The 22,530-nt window shown below is 68.4% G+C and carries 21 protein-coding genes; 6 read left to right on the top strand and 15 right to left on the bottom strand.

Going from position 1 to position 22,530, the window contains the following annotated elements; genetic code table 11:
• Positions 1-78 precede the first annotated feature (78 nt).
• Positions 79-1,356: a hemolysin family protein gene (locus tag BLT64_RS10945; protein WP_011747068.1), complete on the bottom strand. Its 1,278-nt coding sequence runs from the start codon at positions 1,354-1,356 to the stop codon at positions 79-81.
• A 301-nt stretch (positions 1,357-1,657) separates the two neighbouring features.
• Between BLT64_RS10945 and BLT64_RS10940 the strand changes: the two genes are divergently transcribed.
• Complete coding sequence (locus BLT64_RS10940) at positions 1,658-2,812, top strand: DUF3734 domain-containing protein (RefSeq protein ID WP_011747066.1); 1,155 nt, start codon at positions 1,658-1,660, stop codon at positions 2,810-2,812.
• Between the two features lie 37 nt (positions 2,813-2,849).
• On the opposite strand, the gene BLT64_RS10935 is transcribed toward BLT64_RS10940, so the two are convergent.
• The 11 genes from BLT64_RS10935 to hutI form a co-directional block, all read right to left on the bottom strand.
• A complete protein-coding gene (locus BLT64_RS10935) occupies positions 2,850-3,953 on the bottom strand; it encodes an NADH:flavin oxidoreductase/NADH oxidase (protein ID WP_011747065.1) in 1,104 nt (367 codons plus the stop codon).
• Positions 3,954-4,168: 215 nt separating this feature from the next.
• On the bottom strand, positions 4,169-4,939 hold the full coding sequence (locus BLT64_RS10930) for an amino acid ABC transporter ATP-binding protein (RefSeq protein WP_011747064.1): 771 nt from the start codon (positions 4,937-4,939) through the stop codon (positions 4,169-4,171).
• Positions 4,940-4,943: 4 nt separating this feature from the next.
• Positions 4,944-5,606, bottom strand: a complete 663-nt coding sequence (locus BLT64_RS10925; protein ID WP_011747063.1) for an amino acid ABC transporter permease — start codon at positions 5,604-5,606, stop codon at positions 4,944-4,946.
• Positions 5,606-6,253: an amino acid ABC transporter permease gene (locus BLT64_RS10920; RefSeq protein ID WP_011747062.1), complete on the bottom strand. Its 648-nt coding sequence runs from the start codon at positions 6,251-6,253 to the stop codon at positions 5,606-5,608. The genes BLT64_RS10925 and BLT64_RS10920 overlap by 1 nt, the downstream gene beginning before the upstream one ends.
• 57 nt (positions 6,254-6,310) lie before the next feature.
• The gene (locus BLT64_RS10915; RefSeq protein WP_011747061.1) at positions 6,311-7,129 is read right to left on the bottom strand and encodes a transporter substrate-binding domain-containing protein; all 819 of its coding nucleotides are present in this window, start codon (positions 7,127-7,129) and stop codon (positions 6,311-6,313) included.
• 64 nt (positions 7,130-7,193) lie between these two features.
• On the bottom strand, positions 7,194-8,858 hold the full coding sequence (gene hutU, locus BLT64_RS10910; protein ID WP_011747060.1) for a urocanate hydratase: 1,665 nt from the start codon (positions 8,856-8,858) through the stop codon (positions 7,194-7,196).
• Between the two features lie 12 nt (positions 8,859-8,870).
• Complete coding sequence (locus BLT64_RS10905; protein ID WP_011747059.1) at positions 8,871-10,025, bottom strand: acyl-CoA dehydrogenase family protein; 1,155 nt, start codon at positions 10,023-10,025, stop codon at positions 8,871-8,873.
• Positions 10,022-11,170 carry a CaiB/BaiF CoA transferase family protein gene (locus tag BLT64_RS10900; RefSeq protein ID WP_011747058.1) on the bottom strand — a complete coding sequence of 383 codons (1,149 nt, stop codon included), beginning with the start codon at positions 11,168-11,170 and terminating at the stop codon, positions 10,022-10,024. Before BLT64_RS10900 ends, BLT64_RS10905 begins: the two co-directional genes overlap by 4 nt.
• A complete protein-coding gene (hutG, locus tag BLT64_RS10895; protein WP_011747057.1) occupies positions 11,167-11,958 on the bottom strand; it encodes an N-formylglutamate deformylase in 792 nt (263 codons plus the stop codon). Before hutG ends, BLT64_RS10900 begins: the two co-directional genes overlap by 4 nt.
• Positions 11,955-13,520, bottom strand: a complete 1,566-nt coding sequence (gene hutH, locus BLT64_RS10890; RefSeq protein WP_175474408.1) for a histidine ammonia-lyase — start codon at positions 13,518-13,520, stop codon at positions 11,955-11,957. The genes hutG and hutH overlap by 4 nt, the downstream gene beginning before the upstream one ends.
• A complete protein-coding gene (hutI, locus tag BLT64_RS10885) occupies positions 13,489-14,691 on the bottom strand; it encodes an imidazolonepropionase (RefSeq protein ID WP_011747055.1) in 1,203 nt (400 codons plus the stop codon). Before hutI ends, hutH begins: the two co-directional genes overlap by 32 nt.
• 96 nt (positions 14,692-14,787) lie before the next feature.
• Here hutI and BLT64_RS10880 point away from each other — a divergent pair, with 96 nt between their 5' ends.
• The 4 genes from BLT64_RS10880 (at position 14,788) to BLT64_RS10865 (ending at position 18,726) form a co-directional block, all read left to right on the top strand.
• Positions 14,788-16,149: a formimidoylglutamate deiminase gene (locus BLT64_RS10880; RefSeq protein ID WP_011747054.1), complete on the top strand. Its 1,362-nt coding sequence runs from the start codon at positions 14,788-14,790 to the stop codon at positions 16,147-16,149.
• Positions 16,146-16,847: a histidine utilization transcriptional repressor HutC gene (hutC, locus tag BLT64_RS10875; RefSeq protein WP_011747053.1), complete on the top strand. Its 702-nt coding sequence runs from the start codon at positions 16,146-16,148 to the stop codon at positions 16,845-16,847. The genes BLT64_RS10880 and hutC overlap by 4 nt, the downstream gene beginning before the upstream one ends.
• Before the next feature lie 68 nt (positions 16,848-16,915).
• Entirely contained in the window at positions 16,916-17,704 is a 789-nt protein-coding gene (locus BLT64_RS10870) for an inositol monophosphatase family protein (protein WP_011747052.1), read from the top strand.
• Between the two features lie 62 nt (positions 17,705-17,766).
• Positions 17,767-18,726, top strand: coding sequence for a DMT family transporter (locus tag BLT64_RS10865; RefSeq protein ID WP_011747051.1), 960 nt, complete (start codon positions 17,767-17,769; stop codon positions 18,724-18,726).
• Here the strand turns inward: BLT64_RS10865 and BLT64_RS10860 are convergent.
• Positions 18,680-20,833, bottom strand: coding sequence for a lytic transglycosylase domain-containing protein (locus tag BLT64_RS10860; RefSeq protein WP_128492980.1), 2,154 nt, complete (start codon positions 20,831-20,833; stop codon positions 18,680-18,682). The two genes, BLT64_RS10865 and BLT64_RS10860, sit on opposite strands and share 47 nt — an antisense overlap.
• Positions 20,834-20,936: 103 nt before the next feature.
• Here BLT64_RS10860 and dapA point away from each other — a divergent pair, with 103 nt between their 5' ends.
• The gene (gene dapA / locus BLT64_RS10855; RefSeq protein WP_011747049.1) at positions 20,937-21,812 is read left to right on the top strand and encodes a 4-hydroxy-tetrahydrodipicolinate synthase; all 876 of its coding nucleotides are present in this window, start codon (positions 20,937-20,939) and stop codon (positions 21,810-21,812) included.
• A 50-nt stretch (positions 21,813-21,862) separates the two neighbouring features.
• On the opposite strand, the gene BLT64_RS10850 is transcribed toward dapA, so the two are convergent.
• Both BLT64_RS10850 and BLT64_RS10845 read right to left on the bottom strand, forming a co-directional pair.
• A complete protein-coding gene (locus BLT64_RS10850) occupies positions 21,863-22,135 on the bottom strand; it encodes a hypothetical protein (protein ID WP_011747048.1) in 273 nt (90 codons plus the stop codon).
• A gap of 6 nt (positions 22,136-22,141) precedes the next feature.
• Positions 22,142-22,525: a Na+/H+ antiporter subunit G gene (locus BLT64_RS10845; protein ID WP_011747047.1), complete on the bottom strand. Its 384-nt coding sequence runs from the start codon at positions 22,523-22,525 to the stop codon at positions 22,142-22,144.
• Between the last annotated feature and the right edge of the window lie 5 nt (positions 22,526-22,530).

Below are 22,530 nucleotides of genomic sequence, written 5' to 3'. Positions count from 1 at the left end.
GCAAGGTTATCAACCCTGCGGAAAATCACAAGCACCCGTTTTTCTTGCGGGCTTGGCCGCGACCCCGGGGCCAGCGGATCAGGCCGGCAGGCGCTGGACCAGCAACTTGTCGATGCGGCGATGGTCCATGTCCACAACCTCGATGCGCCAGCCCTGCCAATCCACGCGGTCGCCCGCCTGCGGCAGCCGGCCGGCCAGATCCAGCACCAGCCCCGCGACGGTGGAAAAGTCGCGATCCTCGTCCAGCGGCACCGAAAGCCGGTCGGCGAATTCGTCGACCGGCATCCAGCCGGCCACCAGCAGGCTGCCGTCCTCGCGCTCGACCAGCTTCGGCTCGTCGTCGTCGAGCCCGGCGAATTCGCCGGTGATCGCCTCCAGCACGTCCATCGGCGTCACCACGCCCTCGAAATGGCCGTATTCGTCATAGACCAGCAGCATCTGCCCCGGCGCGGCGCGCAGGCGCGCAATGACCTCGGGCGCATCCATGGTCTCGGGGATGATCGGCGCGGGCTGCATCACCTCGCGCAGGTCCACCGCCTCGGCCCGGCTTTGCGACATCAGATCCACGCTGGCGATCACGCCGATCAGGTTGTTCGGATCGCCGTCGCTGACCGGCAAGCGGGTGCGGCGGCCGTCGCGGAACTTGCGCGCCATCTCTTCCCAGCTGTCGCCGACATCGACCGCCTCGATCTCGCGCCGCGGCGTCATCAGCCCGCGCGCGCTGCGGTCGGCGATGCGCATGACGCCGGCGATCATCTCGGTCTCGGCCCGGTGCATGACGCCCGCGGTCTCGGCCTCCGAGATGACCAGCTTGATCTCTTCGTCGCTGATGGTCTGCCTGTCCTCGCCCGATTGTCCCAGCGCGGCCAGCACCAGCTTGCCCGAACGGTCGAGCAGCCAGACCAGCGGCGCCGCCCCGCGCGAGATGGCCAGCATCAGGGGCGCCACGCGGGCCGCAACCCGCTCGGGCGCCTTCAGCGCCAATTGCTTGGGCACCAGTTCGCCCACGATCAGCGACAGATAGGTGATGGCGACGACCACGCCGCCCATGCCCAGGGGCTGCGCCAGCGAGGGCGGCACGCCCCAGCCCGGCAGCGCCCCCGCCAGCCGCGCGCCCAGCGTCGCACCGGAGAATGCGCCCGACAGGATGCCGACCAGCGTGATGCCGATCTGGACCGAGGACAGGAACCGCCCCGGGTCCTCGCCCAGTTGCAGGGCGGTGGCGGCGCCTCGGTCGCCGCGCTCGGCCAGAACCTTCAGCCGGGCCGGGCGGGCCGAAACGATGGCCAGTTCCGACATGGCCAGCAGCCCGTTCAACAGGGTCAGGACAAGGACGACAAGGACTTCGATCCACATCAAAGGGGCTCGCTCGGATCAGGGGAATGCCGGAGGACAGCTTGGCGCAGCCGGCGGCGCCTTTCGGAAGGATCGTCGATCATGCGCTTGTCGCGGCTGGCTCCGGCTGTGTCATGCCCCAATATATCGGCTGGCGCCGCCGTGGCAATCTCTCCGGCCGAAATCGCGCCGGACGCAGCGTCAACCATGGCGCCACGGTCGGATTTGCGAGTTTTTTTCTTTCGATTTGCCAGCACTTATGGAAACTTTCCGTCCCCGGGCATAGCGTGACGGGAATCAGACGGTGGAATTCGAGGGACAGATGAAGGACAGAACCGGGGAAATACCCGAGAAAATCGTGCTGGTCCTTCAGGGTGGCGGTGCCCTGGGGGCATTTCAGGCCGGCGCCTACGAGGCGCTTTGCCGCGCCGGGCAGGAACCGGAATGGCTGGCCGGCATCTCGATCGGCTCGATCAACGCCGCGCTCATCGCCGGCAACCGCCCCGGCAAGCGGCTGGACGCGCTGCGCCGCTTCTGGGAGGGGGTGACGGGCGCGCCCTGGCTTCTGGGATCGTGTTTCGAGGGCGGGCCGATTCACGAACAGATGCGCGCGATCTGCAACGAAGGCCGCGCCACCATGTCCACCATGCTGGGGGCGCCGGGCTTTTTCCGGCCGCGCGTCCCCGACCTGTTCTCGTTCCTGCCCGGGCTGATGCGACAGACCAGCTGGTATGACACCTCGCCGCTGCGCGAGACGCTGCTGGAACTGATCGACTTCGACTATCTCAACGACGAGGGGCCGCGACTGTCCGTCGGCGCCGTGGATGTCGAGACCGGCAACTTCACCTGTTTCGACAGCCGCGAAACGCGGATCACCGTCGATCACATCATGGCCTCGGGCGCGCTGCCGCCGGGCTTTCCCGCGGTCGAGATCGACGGGCGGCATTATTGGGACGGCGGGCTGGTCTCGAACTCGCCCCTGCAATTCGTGCTGGCGGTGCCAAGCCAGCGGCCGCTCTGCATCTATCAGGTGGATCTCTACCCGTCGCGCGACATCATGCCCCGCACCATGGCCCAGGTCGAACAGCGCGAGCGCGAGATCCGCTTTTCCAGCCGCACCCGGCTGAACACCGACGAGTTCCGCATCCGCCATGCGCTGGCCAGCGCCGCGCGCCGGCTGCATGCGCGCCTGCCCGCCGAGTTCCGCGGCGACCCCGACCTGGCCATGCTGATCGAATCCGGCCCCGCCCATCCGGTCAGCCTGATGCACCTGATCTATCGGCACGCGGATTACGAAAGCGCGTCCAAGGATTACGAATTCTCCCGCCTGTCGATGCTGGACCATTGGCGCGACGGGCTGCGCGACGCCGAGCGTTCGCTCGCCGATCCGCGCTGGACCGACCGGCAGGTGCCCGAGGATGGGCTGATGATCTTCGACCGCAACGACCCGCACCAGCAAAAGCAGGGCGCGGTCTGAGCCGGCGCCGGCCGCGGTGCCGGCGCCCGTGCGGCGATCACTTGCGGAACAGGTCCCGCAACCCCGAGGGCTGGCTGCGCCAGAATTGCGGCGGCGCCGAGACGCTGGCGCCCAGCTTCGCCGCCGCGTGCCAGGGCCAGCGCGGATCGTAAAGCACCGTCCTCGCCAGCGCGATCATGTCGGCATCGCCGGTGGCGACGATGGCCTCGGCCTGCTCGGGCTCGGTGATCAGGCCGACGGCGATGACCGGGATGCCGACCGCCTGCTTGACCGCGCGCGCCAGCGGCACCTGATAGTTGGGGCCGACGGGGATCTGCTGGCGCCTGTCCAGCCCGCCGCTGCTGACATGGATCGCGGCGCAACCCCGCGCCTCCAGCGCCTGGGAAAAGGCGATGCTGCCGGCGATGTCCCAGCCGCCCTCGACCCAGTCGGTGCCCGAGATGCGCACCGTAACCGGATAGCCCTGCGGCACCGCGTCCCGCACCGCCTCGAAGACCTCCAGCGGAAAGCGCATGCGGTTTTCCAGGCTGCCGCCATATTCGTCCTCGCGCCGGTTCGACAGCGGCGACAGGAACTGATGCAGCAGATAGCCATGCGCGGCATGGATCTGGATCGCATCGATGCCCAGCCGCACGGCACGGCGCGCCGCCTCGGCAAACCCGTCGCGCACCCGCGCCAGCCCCGCGCGATCCAGCGCGACCGGAGGGTTCTCGCCCTCGGCGAAGGGCAGGTCCGAGGCCGAGACGGTCTGCCAGCCATGCTCCGCATCCGGCGCGATCTGCGCGCCACCGTCCCAGGGCTTCGCGGTCGAGGCCTTGCGCCCGGCATGGGCCAGCTGGATGGCGATGGGCATGTCCGACCAGGCCCGCACGCCCTTCAGCACCCGATCCATGGCCGCCTCGGTCGCATCGTCCCACAGCCCGACATCGGCGTATGAGATGCGTCCCTCGGGCAGGACGGCGGTGGCTTCGATGGTCAGGATCGCCGCGCCGGAATGCGACAGCGCGCCCAGATGCATCAGGTGCCAGTCGGTCATCCGCCCGTCCTCGGCCGAATACATGCACATCGGCGCGATGACGATCCGGTTCGCAAGGGTCTGGCCGCCGATGGCGATCGGCTCGAAAAGTTTGGGTTGGGGCATGAGGGGAAAGTCCTTGCTGCTACCCGTTCCAGATAAGCCGCAGCCGCCCCGCCGCAAGCCCCCCGCCCGCGCGCTTCGCCGTTTCCCAAATGCTCCGGGGGTGAGGGCGCCCGGAAAAGATCCGGTGGATCTTTTAAGCGAGGAACGAAACAGACCCCCCGCGACGGCCCGGACAAGGGTCCGGCGCGGCGCAGGAGCAAAGCCCCGCCCTCCCCTCAGAAGCTGTTGCGCTCGTGATAGGTGCGCAGGAAGTTCCAGATCCGTTCGTCCTTCGGCGCATGGAAGATGCCTTGCGGGCTGTCCACCGCCACCAGCTCGCCCTTTTCCATGAAGGCCACCTGGTCGGCGACATGGGCGGCAAAGCCCATCTCATGCGTGACCACCACCATGGTCATGCCCTCGCTGGCCAGCGCCTTCATCACGTTCAGCACCTCGCCCACCAGTTCGGGATCGAGCGCCGAGGTCGGCTCGTCGAACAGCATCAGCCGCGGCTCCATGGCGATGGCGCGGGCGATGGCGACGCGCTGCTGCTGGCCGCCCGACAGGCGTGCAGGGTGATTGCCCATCTTGTCGGCCAGCCCGACCTTTGTCAGCGCCTCGGCGGCGCGGGTCTCCGCCTCGGATTTCGACAGGCCGCGCACGCGGATCAGCCCCTCGGCCACGTTTTCCTTGGCGGTCATGTGCGGCCACAGGTTGAACTGCTGGAACACCATGCCGATGGAACGGCGCATCTGCCGCAGCTTGCGCCCCGACATCTTGCGGCCCGGCACCTCGTAGCCGATCAGCTGGCCGTCGATGCGGATCTCGCCCGAGTCGTATTCCTCGAGGAAGTTGATGCAGCGCAGCAGCGTGGACTTGCCCGAGCCCGAAGGCCCGATCAGGCAGGTCACCTTGCCCGGCGGGATCGCCAAGTCCACGTCCTTCAGCGCGTGGAAAGGGCCGTAATACTTGTTGACCTTGCGAATATCGACGGCAGAAGCCTGCATCGGCTCAGGTCCTTTCGATCAGGTGTTTGGTGATGCGCGTCTCAAGCCGGCGGCCGACGCGCGAGATGGTCTCGACCAGCGCCCAGAAAAACAGCGCCAGCACCAGGTTCGCCTCGAGATAGCGGAAGGTCTCGGTGGACATGCGGCTGACCTGATACATCAGTTCGGGCACGGTGATGATGGACAGGATCACCGTCTCCTTGGTCAGGATGATCGAGAAATTGACCAGCGCCGGCAGCGACGAGACCAGCCCCAGGGGCAGCAGGACGCGGCGCACGATGGTGGGCTCGGCCATGCCGATGGCGCGGGCGGCCTCGATCTGGCCATGCGGCACGGCGCGAAAGCCCGAGCGGAAGATCTCGGCGAAATAGGGGCTGCCATAGATGGTCAGGCCCAGAAGCCCCGCCGGCAGCGCATCCAGCCGCAGCCCGATCAGCGGCCCGCCGTAATACAGCACGAAAAGCTGCACCAGGAAGGGCGTGCCGCGGATCACCTCGATATAGGCCTGGATGATCCAGCCCAGCCAGCGCGGCCCATAGCGCTGGATCAGCGCGATCATCAGGCCCAGCGCCATGCCGAAGATCGTGCCCAGGATCCAGCACAGCACGGTGACGCCGAACCCCCTCAGCAGGGCGGGGCCGTATTGTTCAAGGATGCTCCATTCCATCAGACGGCCGTCCTGTGTTCGAGATAGCGTCCCAGCGCCGCAAGGCACAGGTTGATCGCCAGGTAGATGCAGGCGGCGGCGAGATAGACCTCCAGCGGGCGGAAGGTGGTCGCGGCCTGCGCCTGGCTGGCGCGGGTCAGCTCGAGGATGCCCACGACCGAGACCAGCGAGCTGGCCTTGACCAGCAGGATCAGCTCGTTGACCAGCGCCGGCAGCGACATGGTGAAAGCCTGCGGCAGGATCACCCGCGTCCAGGTGTCGCGCGGGGTCATGCCGATGGCCACGGCGGCCTCGGCCTGTCCCCTGGGCAGCGCCGCGATGGCGCCGCGCCAGATCTCCGAGATATAGGCGCTGGCGCAGATGCCGACCGTCACCACCGCCGCGAAGATGGCGGGCACGTCGATGCCGATCACCGGCAGCGTGTAATAGAACACCAGCAACTGCACCAGCAGCGGCACGCCGCGCAGGAAGCTGACCCAGATCGCCGCGAAGCCGCGCAACGGCGCATAGGGTGAAAGCCGCGCGGCACAGACCAGCGTGCCGATCACCAGCCCCAGCGCGATGCCGAGGCCCGAAATCAGCAGCGTATAGCGTGCCGCCCAGAAAAGCGGCTCGAAGCTTTGAAGGAAGACCGGGATCGAAAACATGCGCGCCTCGCCTTGGCCCTTGGGGAACGGGCGGGGAAGGCCCCGCCCGCCAGCGACTTAGTTGGCCGGGACTTCGCGGGGCAGTTCGGTATGGCTGCCCAGCCATTTCTCCTGGATCGCCTTGACGCGGCCGTCGTCGGTCATCTTCAGCAGCGCGTCGTTGATGGCCTTGGCAAAGCTTTCGCTGCCTTCTTCCTTGCGCAGCACCCAGGCAAAATAGGTCGGCTGGCCGAACTGGGCCGGCTCGAACAGCGCGAAGGTCTCAGCGCGGTTCTTGACCAGATAGGTCAGGTTCGGCAGCGAGCCCGCCACCGCGTCCAGCCGGCCGGCGGCCAGGTCGGCATAGGCTTCGTCCGTGGTGCCGTATTCCTTGACGTTCACGCCGCCCAGGCTTTCGCCATAGGCTTGAAGCTGGCGGAACTGCGCGGTGCCCTGCTGGACGCCGACGGTCTTGCCCTTGATGTCCTCGGGCTTCGTCAGCTCGGTATTCGCGGCCGCGCGGACCAGCGAGACGGTGGCATCGGCGATCGGCAGGGTGAAGGTATAGCGCTCCAGCCGTTCGGGGGTGATCGTCACCGGGGCGATCACGATGTCGAACTTGCCGACCTCGAGGCCCGGCAGTTCGGCGGTCCAAGGAATGTCCTGATAGACCGGCTCGACGCCGATCTCTTTCGACACCTCGTCGAACAGATCCTTGGTCATGCCCTCATAGGTGCCGTTGTTCAGCATGTCGAAGGGGGCATAGTGCATGTCGGTCGCGGTGACGATCTTGCCGGCGGCCTTGATGTCGTCGAGTTGGTCGGCCGAAGCCGCCGAACCGAGCGCAAGCGCGGAAAGCCCGAACAGGGCGGCCTTGAGGCTGGTCTGGAAAGTCATGTCTGTCTCCTAGTTGGACGGTGAAGGGGCGCGGCCCGGTGCGTTGCGACGCCGCGCCTATGGATCAGAGAATGGCGGACAGATTCAACCCGTGCTCCCGCGCGCAGTCCAGTGCGATCTGATAGCCCGCGTCCGCGTGCCGCATGACGCCGGTGGCGGGGTCGTTCCACAACACGCGCGCCAGCCGCGCATCGGCATCTTCGGACCCGTCGCAGCAGATCACCATGCCGGAATGCTGCGAAAAGCCCATGCCGACGCCGCCGCCATGGTGCAGCGACACCCAGGTCGCGCCCGAGGCGGTATTGAGCAGCGCATTCAGCAGCGGCCAGTCGGAAACCGCGTCCGAGCCGTCCTGCATCGCCTCGGTCTCGCGGTTGGGCGAGGCGACCGAGCCCGAGTCGAGATGGTCGCGGCCGATGACGATGGGCGCCTTCAGCTCGCCATTGCGCACCATCTCGTTGAAGGCGAGGCCCAGCTTGTGGCGGATGCCAAGGCCGACCCAGCAGATCCGCGCCGGCAGGCCCTGGAAGCTGATACGCTCGCGCGCCATGTCCAGCCAGTTGTGCAGATGCGGGTCGTCCACCAGCTCTTTCACCTTCTGGTCGGTCTTGTAGATGTCTTCGGGGTCGCCCGACAGCGCCGCCCAGCGGAACGGACCGATGCCCTTGCAGAACAGCGGCCGGATATACGCCGGCACGAAGCCCGGGAAGGCGAAGGCGCGCTCGAAACCCTCTTCCAGCGCCATCTGGCGGATGTTGTTGCCGTAATCGACGGTCGGGATGCCCTGGTCGCTGAAGGCCACCATCGCCTCGACCTGCTTGCGCATGGATGCGCGGGCGGCGCGTTCGACGGCCTTGGGGTCGGTTTCCTGGCGCGCGCGCCATTCGGCGACGGTCCAGCCCTGCGGCAGATAGCCATGCACCGGGTCGTGGGCCGAGGTCTGGTCGGTCACGATGTCGGGACGCACGCCGCGCTTGACCAGTTCCGGGAACACGTCGGCGGCATTGCCGATCAGCGCCACCGATTTCGCCTCGCCGGCCTTGGTCCAGCGGTCGATCATCTCCAGCGCCTCGTCGAGGCTGTGGGTCTTTTCGTCGACATAGCGGGTGCGCAGGCGGAAATCGGCGCGCGTCTCGTCGCATTCGACGGCAAGGCAGCAGGCGCCGGCCATGACGGCTGCCAGCGGTTGCGCGCCGCCCATGCCGCCAAGCCCGCCGGTCAGGATCCACTTGCCTTTCAAGTCACCGCCGTAATGCTGGCGCCCGGCCTCGACGAAGGTCTCGTAGGTGCCCTGAACGATGCCCTGCGACCCGATATAGATCCACGAGCCGGCGGTCATCTGGCCATACATGGCCAGGCCCTTCTTATCCAGTTCGTTGAAATGGTCCCAGTTCGCCCAATGCGGCACCAGGTTCGAGTTGGCGATCAGCACCCGCGGGGCATCCTTGTGGGTCTTGAACACGCCGACCGGCTTGCCGGATTGCACCAGCAGGGTCTCGTCGGTCTCCAGCTTGCGCAGCGCGTCGACGATCAGGTCGAAATCCTTCCAGGTGCGGGCGGCACGGCCGATGCCGCCATAGACCACCAGCTCATGCGGGTTCTCGGCCACGTCGGGATGCAGGTTGTTCATCAGCATCCGCATCGGCGCCTCGGTCAGCCAGCTTTTCGCGGTGATCTCGGTGCCGGTCGGCGGGAAAATGTCGCGGGTGTTGTGACGGGGATTGTCCATGATGCTCTCCGTTCAGGCCAGCATGTTGCCGGAAATGATGATGCGTTGGATTTCCGAGGAGCCCTCGTAGATGCGCATGATGCGCAGGTCGCGGGCGATCCTCTCGATGGGGAAGTCGCGGGTATAGCCATAGCCGCCATGCAGTTGCAGCGCGGTGTCGGCGATCCTGCCCGCCGCCTCGCTGGCCGCGAGCTTGGCCATGCTGGAGGCAAGCGAAAAGCGCCCGCCGCCATGATGCGCCGCCTGCCTCTGCCGCGCCGCGTCCTGCGACAGAAGCAGCGCCTGGCGGAAGGCCACGCCCATGTCGGCGATCATCCAGCGGATGCCCTGCCGGTCGGTGAGCCGCTCGCCGCCGATCACGCGGTCCCTGGCATAGGCGATGGCCGATTTCATCGCCGCCTCGGCAAGGCCCAGGCATTGCGCGGCAACCTCGATGCGGCCGTTGTCCAGGACCTGCATGGCGGTGCGGAAGCCCCTGCCCTCTTCGCCCAGCAGGGCATCCTCGGGCAGATGGCAATCGAGGTTCAGGGTGAACACATGCCCGCCCTTCAGCCCCATGGTCTTTTCCGGCGCGCCCGGCTCCAGCCCCGGCGTGCCTTTCGGCAGGATGAAGGCGGAAATGCCGCGATGCGCCTTGTCCGGGTCGGTCACGGCATAGACGACGATGAAATCCGCCACCCCGCCGTTCGAGATGAAGCATTTCGCGCCCTTGAGGTGCCAGCCGCCATCCGTCCGGCGGGCGCGGGTCTTCATGTCGGCGGGGTCCGAGCCGGCGGTGGGCTCGGTCAGGGCGAATGCCCCCAGCGCCTCTCCGGCGGCGGCTTTCGGCAACCATTCCTGCTTTTGCGCCTCGGTCCCGCCCAACAGGATCGAATCGCTCGCCAGGTAATGCGCCGTCAGCGCCGAGGCGGTCGAGCCGCATGCCCCCGCCACGATCGCCACCGCCCGCAGCAGCGCCGGGGCCGAGATGCCGCTGCCGCCATATTCCTCGGGCAGGTTCGCGCCCAACATCCCCGCCTCGCCCAGCACGGCCAGCTGGTCGTGGACGAAGGCCGAGGTCTCGTCGGTTTCCGCCGCCTTTGGCGCGATCCGCTCGGCGCAGATGCGCTCCAGCACGTCGCAGAACAGCCGTTCCTCCTCGGCCAGCATGTGCCAGTCGTCGCTCATGCGGTCTCCTCCAATCCGAATTCGCGCAGGATGGCGGCGCGGTCGCCGCCAAGGCGCGGGGCCGAGGTCTCGGCCACGGGTTTCTCTCCGTCGAAGCGCACCGGCTGGCCGATGGTCGGTGCCAGCCCCAGCACCGGATGCGGCAGACGGCTGACCAGCCCGCGCGTCAGGGCGTGCTCGTTGCTTGCCGCCTGGGCGATGTCCCAGATCGGCGCGGCGGGCAGACCAGCCCCGGCAAGCGCGGCGACGGCCTCTTCGGTGGTCAGCCCGCGCGACCAGCCTTCGATCAGTCGCTTGAGCTCGGGCTCATGCGCGGTGCGGCTTTCGTCGCTGGCAAAGCGCGGATCGTCCGCAGCATCCGGCGCGCCGATCAGCGTGGCCAGCGCGGCGAATTGCTTGCCGTTCAGCACCGCGATCACCACCTGCCCGTCCCGCGTCGCAAAGCAGCCGAAGGGGGTGGACAAGGGATGGCGGTTGCCCACCCGCTGCGGCAGCGCCCCGGCATAGAAATGCAGCGCATGGCTGGTGGTCAGCATCGAAAACAGCGCGTCATACATGGCGACGTCCAGCGTGGCGCCCTGCCCCGTGGCGTTGCGATTGACCAGCGCCGCCATGATCGCCCAGCTTCCGAACAGGCCGGCGATCAGGTCGGCGACGCTTTCGCCGGTCTTGAGCGGCGCGCCGCCTTCCTCGCCCGTGCCGGCCATCAGCCCCGACATGGCCTGCACCACCAGGTCATAGGCCGGCAGGTCGCGGAACGGTCCCTGCTGGCCGAAACCCGAGATCGAGCAATAGACCAGCCGCGGGTTTTCCGCCCGCAGCGCCTCGGCGCCCAGGCCCAGGCGGGCGGCGACACCGGGGCGGAAGTTCTCGACCACCACGTCGACGCGCGCCGCGACGGCCTTGGCCAGCGCCAGATCCCCGGGGTCCTTCAGGTCCAAGACAAGGCTTTGCTTGCCGCGGTTGTTCAGCGTGAACAGCGCGCTTTCACCGTCCTTGAACGGGCCGATATGGCGGTAATCGTCGCCGGCCGGGGGCTCCAGCTTGATGACCTCGGCACCCAGGTCGGCCAGAAGCGCGGTGCAATAAGGGCCCGCCAGCACGCGGGACAGGTCCAGCACCTTGATGCCTTGCAGCGGCTTCATGCCCGGATCTCCGGCGCCAGCGCGGCCAGGCGTTCAAGGATCGCCTTCAGCGTCACTCGCAGGCTTTCGGCCTTCTGCTCATCATAGGCAAAGGGCGGGGTTTCGGTCGCCAGATGCGTCGCCTGCGCCAGTTCCATCTGGATGGCGTGGACACCCTGTCCCGGCTGGCCGTAATGCCGCGTCGTCCAGCCGCCCTTGAATCGGCCGTTCAGCACATGGCTGCGGCCGGTTGCAGCGCAAGCCTCGAACGTGGCCGCCTCGATGCGCTTGTCGCAAGCGGCGCCGCTGTTGGTGCCGATGTTGAAATCCGGCAGCACGCCTTCGAACAGGAAGGGAATCACCGAGCGGATCGAGTGGCAGTCGTAAAGGATCGCGACCCCGTGCTTCGCCTTCACCCGCGCGATCTCGGCGACCAGCGCGGCGTGATAGGGGGCGTGGAAACGGGCCTTGCGGTCGGCGATCTCCTCGGCGGTCGGCTCCACTTCCCAGATCGGCTCGCCGTCGAAATCGGTCAGCGGCACAAGGCCGGTGGTGTTCTGGCCGGGATAGAGGCTCGCGTCGTCCGGCCCGCGATTGGCGTCGATGACATAACGGTGAAAGGTCGCCCGCACCGTGGTCGCGCCGGGCAAGAGCCCGTCGTAAAGCCGCTCGATATGCCAGTCGGTATCGGCCAGCACCTGCCCGCGCGCGTTCAGCCGGGCACGGACCTCGTCGGGCAGCCATGTCCCGGTATGCGGCAGGCCGAGGATGACGGGGCTGTCGCCCCGGACCACTTCGACGGGATTCACGGCCGCACCTCGTCCAGCAGGTGGCTGGGAATGGCGCCGACCAGCACGCCCTCACGCACCAGCCGGGCGGATTCGGCCAGGTCGGGGGCAAGATAGCGGTCCTGCTCCAGCGCCGGCACCGTCTGGCGCAGCGCGGCGATCACCGCCTGCAAGGGCGCCGAGGTCGCCAGCGGCGCGCGGAACTCGACGCCGGCGCTGGCGCAAAGCGCCTCGATGCCCAGGATCTGCGCGAGGTTCGCGTTCATGCGTTTCAGCCGCCGCGCGCCATGGGCGGCCATGGAAACGTGGTCCTCCTGGTTCGCCGAGGTCGGCGTCGAGTCGGTGCTGCAAGGCGTCGCCAGGTGCTTGTTCTCGCTCATCAGCGCCGCCGAGGTCACTTCGGCGATCATCAGCCCCGAGTTCAGGCCCGGATCGGGGGTCAGGAAGGGCGGCAGATCATGCGACAGCGCAGGGTCCACCATCAGCGCGATGCGGCGCTGGGAAATGGCGCCGATCTCGGCGATGGCCAGCGCGATCTGGTCGGCGGCAAAGGCCACCGGCTCGGCATGGAAGTTGCCGCCCGAGACGATGCGGTCGGCGCCGACCAGCACCAGCGGGTTGTCGGTCGCCGCGTTCGATTCGATCTCCAGCGTGCGGGCGGCCTGCCAGAGCAGGTCGATGCAGGCGCCCGTCACCTGCGGCTGGCAGCGGATGCAATACGGATCCTGCACGCGGCTGTCGCCCTCGCGGTGGCTTTCGCGGATCTCCGAGCCGTCCATCAGCGCGCGGATCGTCCGCGCCGCGACGATCTGGCCGCGATGGCCGCGCAGGGTGTGGATCTCATCAAGGAAAGGCGCGGTCGAGCCCATGATCGCATCGGTCGAAAGCGACGACGTGACCAGCGCCGCGCGGGCCGAGGCGAAGGCCTCGAACAGCCCCGCCAGCGCAAAGGCGGTCGAAACCTGCGTGCCGTTGATCAGCGCCAGCCCCTCCTTGGCGGCCAGCACCACGGGCTTGAGGCCGGCGCTCGCCAGCGCCTCGGCCGAGGACATCTCGCGGCCTTCATGGACCGCACGCCCCTCGCCCAGCATGGCGGCGGCCATATGCGCCAGCGGTGCCAGATCGCCCGAGGCACCGACCGAACCCTGCGAGGGGATCACCGGCAGCACGCCGCGGGCCAGCATGTCCTCGATCAGCTGGATCACCTCGGGGCGCACGCCCGAGGCACCGCGGCCCAGCGACAGAAGCTTCAGCACCATGATCAACCGCACGGTTTCCGGCTCGACCGGCTCGCCCACGCCGCAGCAATGCGACAGGATCAGGTTGCGTTGCAGCGTGGCGGTGTCCCGCGCCGCGATCTTGATCGAGGCCAGCTTGCCAAAGCCGGTATTCACGCCATAGACCGGCGCCTCGCCATTGGCGGCGGCGGCAATGCGCGCGGCGGATTCGGCAATGCCGGGGCGGGCCGAGTCGGCCAGCCGCACGGCAAGGCCCTGGCGCCAGACCTGTTCGAGCTGCGCGAGCGTGGTTTCACCGGGGATAAGGATCAGTTCAGACAAGTTCGCCTCCGACGATGCGGGCATGAAGGGGATTGAAGCCGATGCGATAGGTCAGCTCGGCCGGATGCCGGATGTCCCAGACCGCCAGGTCGGCGCGCATCCCGGGCGTCAGCCGGCCGCGATCCTTGAGACCCAGCGCGCGGGCGGCGTGGCGCGTGACACCCGCCAGGCATTCCGAGGGCGTCATGCGAAACAGCGTCGCGCCCATGTTCATGGTCAGAAGCAGCGAGGTCAGCGGCGAGGTGCCGGGATTGCAATCCGTGGCCAGCGCGATCGGCACGCCGGCATCGCGCAGGGCGGCCATCGGCGGATATTGCGTCTCGCGCAGGGTATAGAAGGCGCCGGGCAGCAAGACGGCCACGGTGCCCGAAGCGGCCATGGCCTCGATGCCGTCCTGCCCCAGATATTCCAGATGGTCTGCCGACAGCGCACCGTGCCGCGCCGCCATGGCCGCGCCGCCCAGGTCGGAAAGCTGCTCTGCATGCAGCTTGACCGGCAGGCCCAGCTTGGCCGCGTGATCGAAGATGCCGGCCATTTCCTCGCGCGTGAAAGCGATGCCCTCGCAGAACCCGTCCACCGCGTCGATCAGCCCCTCGGCATGGCCGCGCTCCATGCCGGCGATCACCACTTCGCGGATATATCCCGCGCGGTCGTCCTTGTATTCCGGCGGCAGGGCATGGGCGGCCAGCCAGGTCGTGCGCACCGTCACCTTGCGCAACTGCCCGACACGGCGGGCCACGCGCAGCATCTTCAGCTCGCTGTCGATGTCGAGCCCATAGCCCGACTTGATCTCCAGCGTGGTCACGCCCTCGGCCAGCAGCGTATCGACGCGCGGCAGGGCGGCGGCCAGCAGCGCCTCCTCATCCGCCTCGCGCGTCGCGCGGACGCTCGAAAGGATACCGCCGCCGGCCCGCGCGATTTCCTCGTAAGAGGCGCCTTCCAGCCGCATCTCGAACTCGCGGGCACGGTCGCCGCCAAAGACGATATGGGTGTGGCAATCGATCAGCCCCGGCGTCACCAGCCGTCCGCCCAGATCGCGGCGCGTCGCATCGGCATATTGCGCAGGCAGATCCGTTTCGGGACCGATCCAGCTGATTCGCCCCGCCTCGATCACCAGCGCGCCCTGCTCGATCAGGCCGTAACCACCTGATTCTTCGTCCATCGTGACAAGTTGCGCGTGGTGGAGAAGCTGCATCGGATCGCATCCCGGATTGATTTCTCGGTCGTTCTATGTCTAAACTTATTTCAACTCTATGTCTAAACTTATTTTGGCACAAAGAAGGGCGACGGGATGACGGTTATCTGGGCGGAACGGGCCTTGCTGCCCGATGGATGGGCAGAGAATGTCCGGGTGACGGTCGATCAGGGCCGAATCGCCGCGGTGGAAAAGGACGCGGCACCGCAAGGCCATCGCACCGGCCTGCTGCTGCCGGCCCTGGCGAACCTGCATAGCCACGCCTTTCAGCGCGCCATGGCCGGGCTTTCCGAGGCGAAGGGCCCCGAGCCGCGCGATACCTTCTGGACCTGGCGGCAGATCATGTATCGCTTCCTTGATCACCTGACGCCCGAGGATGTCGAATCCATCGCCGCGCTGGTGCAGATGGAGATGCTGGAGGCCGGTTATGCCACCAATGTCGAGTTCCATTATCTGCACCACCGCCCCGGCGGCGGGCATTACGACAACATCGCCGAAATGGCCGAGCGCATCACCGCCGCCGCCGGCCGCACCGGCATCGGCTTGACCCTGCTGCCGGTGCATTACCAGTTCGGCGGCGTGGACCGCCGGCCGCTCGCCCCCGGCCAGAACCGCTTCGGCACCACGCCCGAGGAATTCGTGCGGCTGGTCGAGGGGGCCGAGGCCGCGCTGCGCACCCTGCCCGCCGACGCCGGCATCGGCATCGCGCCGCACAGCCTGCGCGCGGTCAGCCCCGAGGCACTGCAGGCCTGCGTGGCGCTGCGCCCCGGCCGGCCGCTGCACATGCACCTGGCCGAGCAGGTGCCCGAGATCGAGGAAATCAGCGCCGCCTATGGCCGCCGTCCGGTCGAATGGCTTCTGGACAACCACCAGCCCGACCGGCGCTGGACGCTGATCCACCTGACCCACATGACCGAGGACGAGACGCGCCGGCTTGCCGCCACCGGCGCCGTGGCGGGCCTCTGCCCGATCACCGAATCGTCCCTGGGCGACGGCATCTTCAACGGCACGATCTGGGCCGAGGAAAGCGGCCGCATCGGCTTCGGCTCGGACAGCAACATCCGCATCTCGCTGGTCGAGGAATTGCGGACGCTGGAATACAGCCAGCGCCTGCGCGACCGCGGCCGGGCGATCCTGGCCACGCCGGGACGCTCGACCGGCCGGGTGATCTATGAGGCGGGGCTGGACGGCGGCGCCACGGCGGCGGGGCGCGAGACCGGGGCGATCCGGCCGGGCCTCTGGGCCGATCTGGTCTCGGTGGGGCTGGACAATCCGGTCATGGCGGGACGCCAGGGCGACCAGATGCTCGACAGCCTGGTCTTTGCCGGCCATGACGGGCTGGTCCGCGACGCCTGGTCGGCCGGCCGCCATGTCGTGCAGGGCGGCAGGCATATGGACCGCGACCGCATCATCGCCGATTATCTGGCGACCATCGCCCGGCTTCAGGACCGCATGTGACCGAAAGAAACTCCTCCAAGGCGCAAGCCATCACCAGCGAGGTGCGCCGCCGCATCGTGGATCGCGAATGGCGGCAGGGCGACCGCATCCCGGACGAGGCGGAACTGGCCGTCGAATTCGGCGTCGCCCGCGCCACGGTGAACAAGGCGCTGCAAATGCTGGCCGAGGAAGGGCTTCTGGACCGCAAGCGCCGCGCCGGGACGCATGTGACGGTCAACCCGGCGCGCAAGGCCGTGTTGACCATCCCCATCGTGCGCGAACAGATCGAGCAGGCGGGGATGGAATACAGCCACCGCGTCGTCGCGCAACGCCGCAGCCCGCTACCGGCCGAGATCGCCGCCCGCATGTCCCTGCCCGAAGGATGCGAACTGATCCACCTGCGCACCGTGCATTACGGCGACGACAAGCCCTTCCAGGCCGAGGACCGCTGGATCAACCCCGCCGCCGCGCCCGGCGCCGAGGCGGTGGATTTCCAGCGCATCACCGCCAACGAATGGCTGGTCAGGAATTTTCCCTGGCTGCATGCCGACATGGCGTTTTCGGCCGAGAACGCCAGCGCCCGCGATGCCCGGCTGCTGGAGACCCGGCAGGGCACCGCGCTCCTGATCCTCACACGCACCACCTTCAACGATCTGGGCGCCATCACCTCGGTCCGGGTGGCCTTTCATCCCGGCTATGCCATGATCGCAACGCACTAGGGCCCGCGCCGGCTTCACTTTATGCGGTCCTTCGCCTAATAGGCTGGCAATCCCAAAAAGGAACAGCCATGGCCAGCGCCAATCTCAACATCATGATCAAGGCCGCGCGCAAGGCGGGCCGCAGCCTCGTCAAGGACTTCCGCGAGGTCGAGAACCTTCAGGTCTCGGTCAAGGGCGCGGGCGACTTCGTCAGCCGCGCCGACCGCGAGGCCGAGCGCATCATCAAGGAAGAACTGCGCACCGCACGGCCGAACTATGGCTGGATCGGCGAGGAAACCGGCGAAGAGGCGGGCGAGGATCCGACCCGCCGCTGGATCGTCGACCCGCTGGACGGCACCACCAACTTCCTGCACGGCCTGCCGCATTGGGCGGTCAGCATCGCGCTGGAGCACAAGGGTGAGATCGTCGCCTCGGTGGTCTTCGACGCCGCCAAGGACGAACTGTTCACCGCCGAGCGCGGCGACGGCGCCTTTCTGAACGACCGCCGCATCCGCGTCTCGGGCCGCCGGCAGATGATCGAATCGATCTTCGCCACCGGCGTGCCCTTTGCCGGGCGCGGCACCCTGCCTGCCACGCTGCGCGACCTCAGCCGGCTGATGCCGCTGACCGCGGGCGTCAGGCGCTGGGGCGCGGCCTCGCTGGACCTGGCCTATGTCGCGACCGGCCGCTACGAGGGCTATTGGGAACGCGGCATCAAGTCCTGGGACGTGGCCGCCGGCATCCTGCTGGTGAAAGAGGCCGGCGGTTTCGTCGAATCGATCCGCCCCGACCAGAGCCCGGTCGAATCGGGCTCGATCGTCGCCGCCAATCCGCAGCTTTTCGACGAATTCGCGGGACTGGTGCGTCAGCGCGACTGAGCCCGGCTTGACCTTTCCCGCCGGCAAGGGCATGGGCGAATCTCACGCCCGGGATTCGCACCATGCCCAATAATCGCCAGACGGGGCCGCTGATGGCCCCGGCAGCCCGTCCGCCTGCCGTGCCGCCGCCGCTTGCGGCGCCGCGCAACGACCGACAAGGCACGGCGATCCTGCTGATCTGCGCCTCGGCGCTGATCTTTGCGGCACAGGACGGCATCTCGCGCTATCTGGGCGCGGCCTATTCTCCGATCTTCGTCATCATGCTGCGGTTCTGGTTCTTCGCGGTATTCGTCATCCTGCTGTGCGCCCGCGCACCGGGCGGGCTCGGCCGCGCCATGCGCTCGAAGCGGCCATGGACGCAGATCTTCCGCGGCGTGCTTCTGGTGGCAGAGGTCGTGGTCACGGTCGAGGCCTTCGTGCGGCTGGGCCTGATCAACACCCATGCGATCTTTGCCTGCTATCCGCTGCTGATCTCGGCGCTGTCGGGGCCGTTCCTGGGCGAAAAGGTCGGCTGGCGCCGCTGGGTTGCGGTCGCGGTGGGCTTTGCCGGCATCCTGATCGTGCTGAAACCGGGCAGCGGCGTCTTCAGCGCCGATGCGGTGCTGCCCTTCGTCGGCGCGGCCATGTTCGCGGTCTATGGCCTGCTGACCCGGCTGGTCGGGCGCGACGATCCGGCCATGGTCAGCTTTTTCTGGACCGGCATCGCCGGGGCCGTCGCCATCACCCTGGTCGGCGTCTGGCATTGGGAACCCATCGCCGGGCGCGACATTCCCTGGCTTCTGCTGCTGTGCCTGACGGCGGTGGTGGCGCATTTCATGCTGATCAAGGCCTATGAGCTTGCAGAAGCCTCGGCCTTGCAGCCGTTTTCCTATACCCAGCTGGTCTGGGTCAGCATCTTCGGCGTAGTGATCTTTGGCGAGACGCTGGCGCCGAACGTCGCCATCGGCGGGCTCATCGTCGTCGGCGCCGGCCTGTTCACCTGGTGGCGCGCACGCCAGCGCGAGCGGGCCGGACAGGGTTGAGCGGCACGGCGCTGGCCTCCTCGACCGGGGCCGGGCCCAAGACCTCGGCCAGCACCCCGCCCGCGGCATAGCCGGCCAGCGTGCGCACAGGCATCAGCGGCCGGGCGGAACGCGCAAGCCGGACCGGCGGCTGCGCAGGCGCGGGCTTCACGCCGCCGCCCGTCAGATCCCAGCTCGGCACCAGCGGCACCGGCGCCCCCTTGATGCGGGCGCGATAGATGGGCAGCGCCTCGGCCACCCGCATGACATAGTTGCGGGTCTCGTCGAAGGGGATCATCTCGACCCAATCGACCGGATCGACCTCGCCGCGCAGGTCGCCGAACTCGCCCAGCCAGCGGGCCGAGCGGCCCGGCCCGGCATTGTAGCCCGCCGCGACCAGCGCGATCGAGGGGCCGAAGCGTTCGCGCAGCCCTGCCAGATAGGCCGCGCCCAGCCGCGCGTTATAGGCGGCGTCGCGGGTCAGCCGCGCCTGCTCGAAAGGCTCGCCGATACGCCGCGCCATGGAACGCGCGGTATCCGGCATGACCTGCATCAGCCCCAGCGCGCCGGCATGCGAAGAGACGGTATGGTTGAACTCGCTTTCGCGCCGGGCGATGGCCATGACCAGCTCGGGCGGCAGGCCCAGTTCGCTGTTCTCAAGACCCGTCAGCGGAAAATAGGCGGCCGGATAGACCGCGCCCTTGGCGGCGGCGGCCTTGGCCAGCCGCAGCGCGTGCCAGGGCAGCCGCATCTCAAGCATCATCCGCGCCATGCGGCCGATATCCTCGGGCGCAGCGGTCTCGGCCAGGTGCAGGAAGAAGCGCGCGCCCTGATCGGGCTCGCCCGCCGCGACCAGCCAGGTACCGGCCTGCCAGACCGGGTTGGTGCGCAAGAGGCTGCCGCGCCAGTCGGGCAGGCTGGCCTCGCTGCGCCCGGCGACGGCCAGGTCGGGCAGCATCGGCAGGCCCAGCCTTTCCGCGGCAAGCTGCCCATACCAGGCCGATTGATAGCCGGCGGCGCGGGCATAGGCCGCGTCCGCGCCCGGCCCGTCGCCCTTGGCCTCCAGCGCGCGGCCCTGCCAGTAATGGGCGCGGGACAGCGAGATCGGGCTCGCCACCGCCCTTTCCAGCGTCTGGAAATGCCCAAGCGCCCGGTCGGCCGCACCGCCGCGCAGCGCGCCGTAGCCCGCAAGCCATTCCAGATCCGAATAGGCATCGCTGCCCGGCGGCAGGAAATGCCCCGCCGCCAACCTTTCGGCCAAGGCCCAGTCGCCCTGCCGCAACGCCAGCCGGGCGTAATCGGCGCGCTTGCCGGCCCAGGCGGCGGGGTCGCGCAACGCCTCGGCGCTGGTCGAGCGTTCCAGCATCAGCTCGCGCGCCAGTTCCGGCATCTTGGCCCAGACCCGCCAGCGGAAACGGTCCAGCGCAAGCCCCGCATCCCCCCGTTGCGCGTCCGGCAGGGCCAGGATCAGCGTATCCACCCCGGCCTGCCCCGATTGCAGCGCCAGCCGCGCGCGGCCCAGGGCCTGCGCGGGGGCCGAGGCCATGGGCAGCACCACCTGCGCCGCCTGCCATTCGCCCAGGTCCAGAAGCCGCATCAGCCGCGCGTCGTGCAACCCCGCGACCTCGGTGCCATGCGCGGCCAGAAAGGCGTCGGCCTCGGGCTTGGTCAGCGCCTGCTCGGTCCAGAAGCGCGCGATCTCGGCCTTGGCGGCCGGCGGATCGGTCGCCTGCAAGGCCGCGATCAGCGCCATGGCACCATTCAGCGTGTCGGGGCGGCGGGGGCCGAACCATTCGATCACCTCGGCAGGCGGCAGGTCGGCGCGCAGCACCGCATCGCCGCGCTTCCAGAACAGCGCCATGCCGGGCCAGTCGCGGTTGCGGGCGGCAAAGTCGCGATATTCCGGCCAGCTGCCCAGCCCGGCCCGCAGCCGCTGCCACTGGATCAGGTCGCGGGCGATGGGACCCGAGGCGTCGGCCTCGGCCGTCGCGGTCGCCCAGTCGCGCATCGCCGCCGCGGCCAGCGCACGCGACAGGTGCCCGGCATCCTCGGCCCCGGCCGGTTGGGCAAGGCTTAGGGCAAGGGCCAGCAGCGGCGCCAGGAGCCTGTCACGGAAAGGATACATCATGCCCCCATTTCTGCGAGGTTCCGCCGGGCGGCGCAACTCACATCCTTGGCAATCCGCGCGCCCGGATGTAAGCCGCCATAAGAGGCAAATTCAGGATACCCACATGTTCAAAGGCTCGCTGCCCGCGCTGGTCACGCCCTTCACCCCGGATGGGGAGTTGGATCTCCCCGCGCTGGAAAAGCTTGTCGAGTGGCATGTCGAACAGGGCAGCCACGGGCTGGTGCCCGTCGGCACCACCGGCGAAAGCCCGACGCTGAGCCATGAGGAGCACCGCCAGGTCATCGAGGAAGTGGTGCGCATGGCCGCCGGCCGCATCCCGGTCATCGCCGGCGCCGGCTCGAACTCGACGCGCGAGGGCATCGGGCTGGTGCAGCACGCGCAGGCCGCGGGTGCCGACGCGGCGCTGGTGGTGACGCCTTATTACAACAAGCCGACCCAGGCCGGGCTGATCGCGCATTACACCGCGCTGCACGACGCCAGCGACCTGCCGATCATCATCTACAACATCCCCGGCCGCTCGGTCATCGACATGCTGCCCGAGACCATGGGCGAGCTGGCGAAGCTGCCGCGCATCATCGGCGTCAAGGACGCGACCGGCAAGCTGGAGCGCGTCTCGATGCAGCGCGCCGCCTGCGGCAAGGATTTCGTCCAGCTTTCGGGCGAGGACGCGACCGCGCTCGGCTTCAACGCCCATGGCGGAGTGGGCTGCATCTCGGTCACGGCGAATGTCGCGCCGAAGCTTTGCGCCGCGTTCCAGGAGGCGACGCTGGCCGGCGACTACGCCAAGGCGCTGGACTATCAGGACCGGCTGATGCCCCTGCATGTGGCGATTTTCCTGGAGCCGGGCGTTTCCGGCGCAAAATATGCGATGTCGCGGCTGGGTCTTTGCAGCGAACGGGTGCGCCTGCCGCTGGTCGGGCTGACCGACGCCACCAAGGTGCGCATCGACGAGGCGCTTGCCCATGCCGGGCTGATCTGAACGGCGGATCAGAACGGATGAAGGGGCGGGTTTTCCGCCCCTTTTCCATATCAGGGTTCCGCCGCCAGCCGCGCGGCGATCGCCCAGCCTTCGTTGTCCTGTCTGAGACGCCAGCTTTTGCGCACGATCCGGGTGCCGCGCGCGGTGCGATAGGCGGCGATGTCCAGCACCGGCCCGGACGTCTGGGTCACGGTAAGCCGCCCCGGCACCTCGATGCCGTCGGAAAAGCCCACGATCACGTCCCGGTCGCGGTCGGGCACGCCGTCCGGCAGCGCCAGCCGGCAGCCGCGATAGGCATGCGTATCCCGCAGCAGGACACGCATCGGTCCCTATTCGCCGGCGCGGCGATCGACCAGGCTTTCCTTGTCCGGGTCGCAGAAGGTCGCCCAGTCCTTGCCGGGCGCCGGGCGGGGCAGTTCGTCGCGGCTCCAGCCCAGATGCATATGCGCCTTGGCGATGAAATAGCCGGTGACCGGCGCGGTCAGGAACAGGAACAGCGTGATCAGCAGCTCGTGCCAGGTCAGCACCCCATGCCGCGCCGGGAACCAGATCAGCGAGGCGATCAGCACCGCCCCCACGCCCAGCGTCGCCGATTTCGTGGGCGCATGCAGCCGGGTCATCGGGTCGGGCAGCTTGACCAGCCCATAAGAGCCGACGAGGCCGAAGAACCCGCCCACCACCACCAGCACCGAGACGACGATTTCCGCGATCATGCCCG

This window comes from Paracoccus denitrificans, assembly GCF_900100045.1.
Taxonomy (GTDB): domain Bacteria; phylum Pseudomonadota; class Alphaproteobacteria; order Rhodobacterales; family Rhodobacteraceae; genus Paracoccus; species Paracoccus denitrificans.
The sequence above is the reverse complement of the archived record's forward strand: the minus strand, read 5'-3'. Positions and strand labels throughout refer to the sequence as shown.

What these genes read in the sequence shown, in the direction of transcription:
- hutI (WP_011747055.1), bottom strand. Translation starts at nt 14,691, where the DNA reads ATGCAGCTTCTCCACCACGCGCAACTTGTCACGATGGACGAAGAATCA.
- BLT64_RS10920 (WP_011747062.1), bottom strand. Translation starts at nt 6,253, where the DNA reads ATGTTTTCGATCCCGGTCTTCCTTCAAAGCTTCGAGCCGCTTTTCTGG.
- BLT64_RS10865 (WP_011747051.1), top strand. Translation starts at nt 17,767, where the DNA reads ATGCCCAATAATCGCCAGACGGGGCCGCTGATGGCCCCGGCAGCCCGT.
- BLT64_RS10860 (WP_128492980.1), bottom strand. Translation starts at nt 20,833, where the DNA reads ATGATGTATCCTTTCCGTGACAGGCTCCTGGCGCCGCTGCTGGCCCTT.
- BLT64_RS10930 (WP_011747064.1), bottom strand. Translation starts at nt 4,939, where the DNA reads ATGCAGGCTTCTGCCGTCGATATTCGCAAGGTCAACAAGTATTACGGC.
- BLT64_RS10870 (WP_011747052.1), top strand. Translation starts at nt 16,916, where the DNA reads ATGGCCAGCGCCAATCTCAACATCATGATCAAGGCCGCGCGCAAGGCG.
- BLT64_RS10850 (WP_011747048.1), bottom strand. Translation starts at nt 22,135, where the DNA reads ATGCGTGTCCTGCTGCGGGATACGCATGCCTATCGCGGCTGCCGGCTG.
- BLT64_RS10845 (WP_011747047.1), bottom strand. Translation starts at nt 22,525, where the DNA reads ATGATCGCGGAAATCGTCGTCTCGGTGCTGGTGGTGGTGGGCGGGTTC.
- BLT64_RS10945 (WP_011747068.1), bottom strand. Translation starts at nt 1,356, where the DNA reads ATGTGGATCGAAGTCCTTGTCGTCCTTGTCCTGACCCTGTTGAACGGG.
- BLT64_RS10935 (WP_011747065.1), bottom strand. Translation starts at nt 3,953, where the DNA reads ATGCCCCAACCCAAACTTTTCGAGCCGATCGCCATCGGCGGCCAGACC.
- BLT64_RS10880 (WP_011747054.1), top strand. Translation starts at nt 14,788, where the DNA reads ATGACGGTTATCTGGGCGGAACGGGCCTTGCTGCCCGATGGATGGGCA.
- BLT64_RS10940 (WP_011747066.1), top strand. Translation starts at nt 1,658, where the DNA reads ATGAAGGACAGAACCGGGGAAATACCCGAGAAAATCGTGCTGGTCCTT.
- BLT64_RS10905 (WP_011747059.1), bottom strand. Translation starts at nt 10,025, where the DNA reads ATGAGCGACGACTGGCACATGCTGGCCGAGGAGGAACGGCTGTTCTGC.
- BLT64_RS10900 (WP_011747058.1), bottom strand. Translation starts at nt 11,170, where the DNA reads ATGAAGCCGCTGCAAGGCATCAAGGTGCTGGACCTGTCCCGCGTGCTG.
- BLT64_RS10915 (WP_011747061.1), bottom strand. Translation starts at nt 7,129, where the DNA reads ATGACTTTCCAGACCAGCCTCAAGGCCGCCCTGTTCGGGCTTTCCGCG.
- BLT64_RS10925 (WP_011747063.1), bottom strand. Translation starts at nt 5,606, where the DNA reads ATGGAATGGAGCATCCTTGAACAATACGGCCCCGCCCTGCTGAGGGGG.
- hutH (WP_175474408.1), bottom strand. Translation starts at nt 13,520, where the DNA reads ATGCCCGCATCGTCGGAGGCGAACTTGTCTGAACTGATCCTTATCCCC.
- dapA (WP_011747049.1), top strand. Translation starts at nt 20,937, where the DNA reads ATGTTCAAAGGCTCGCTGCCCGCGCTGGTCACGCCCTTCACCCCGGAT.
- hutU (WP_011747060.1), bottom strand. Translation starts at nt 8,858, where the DNA reads ATGGACAATCCCCGTCACAACACCCGCGACATTTTCCCGCCGACCGGC.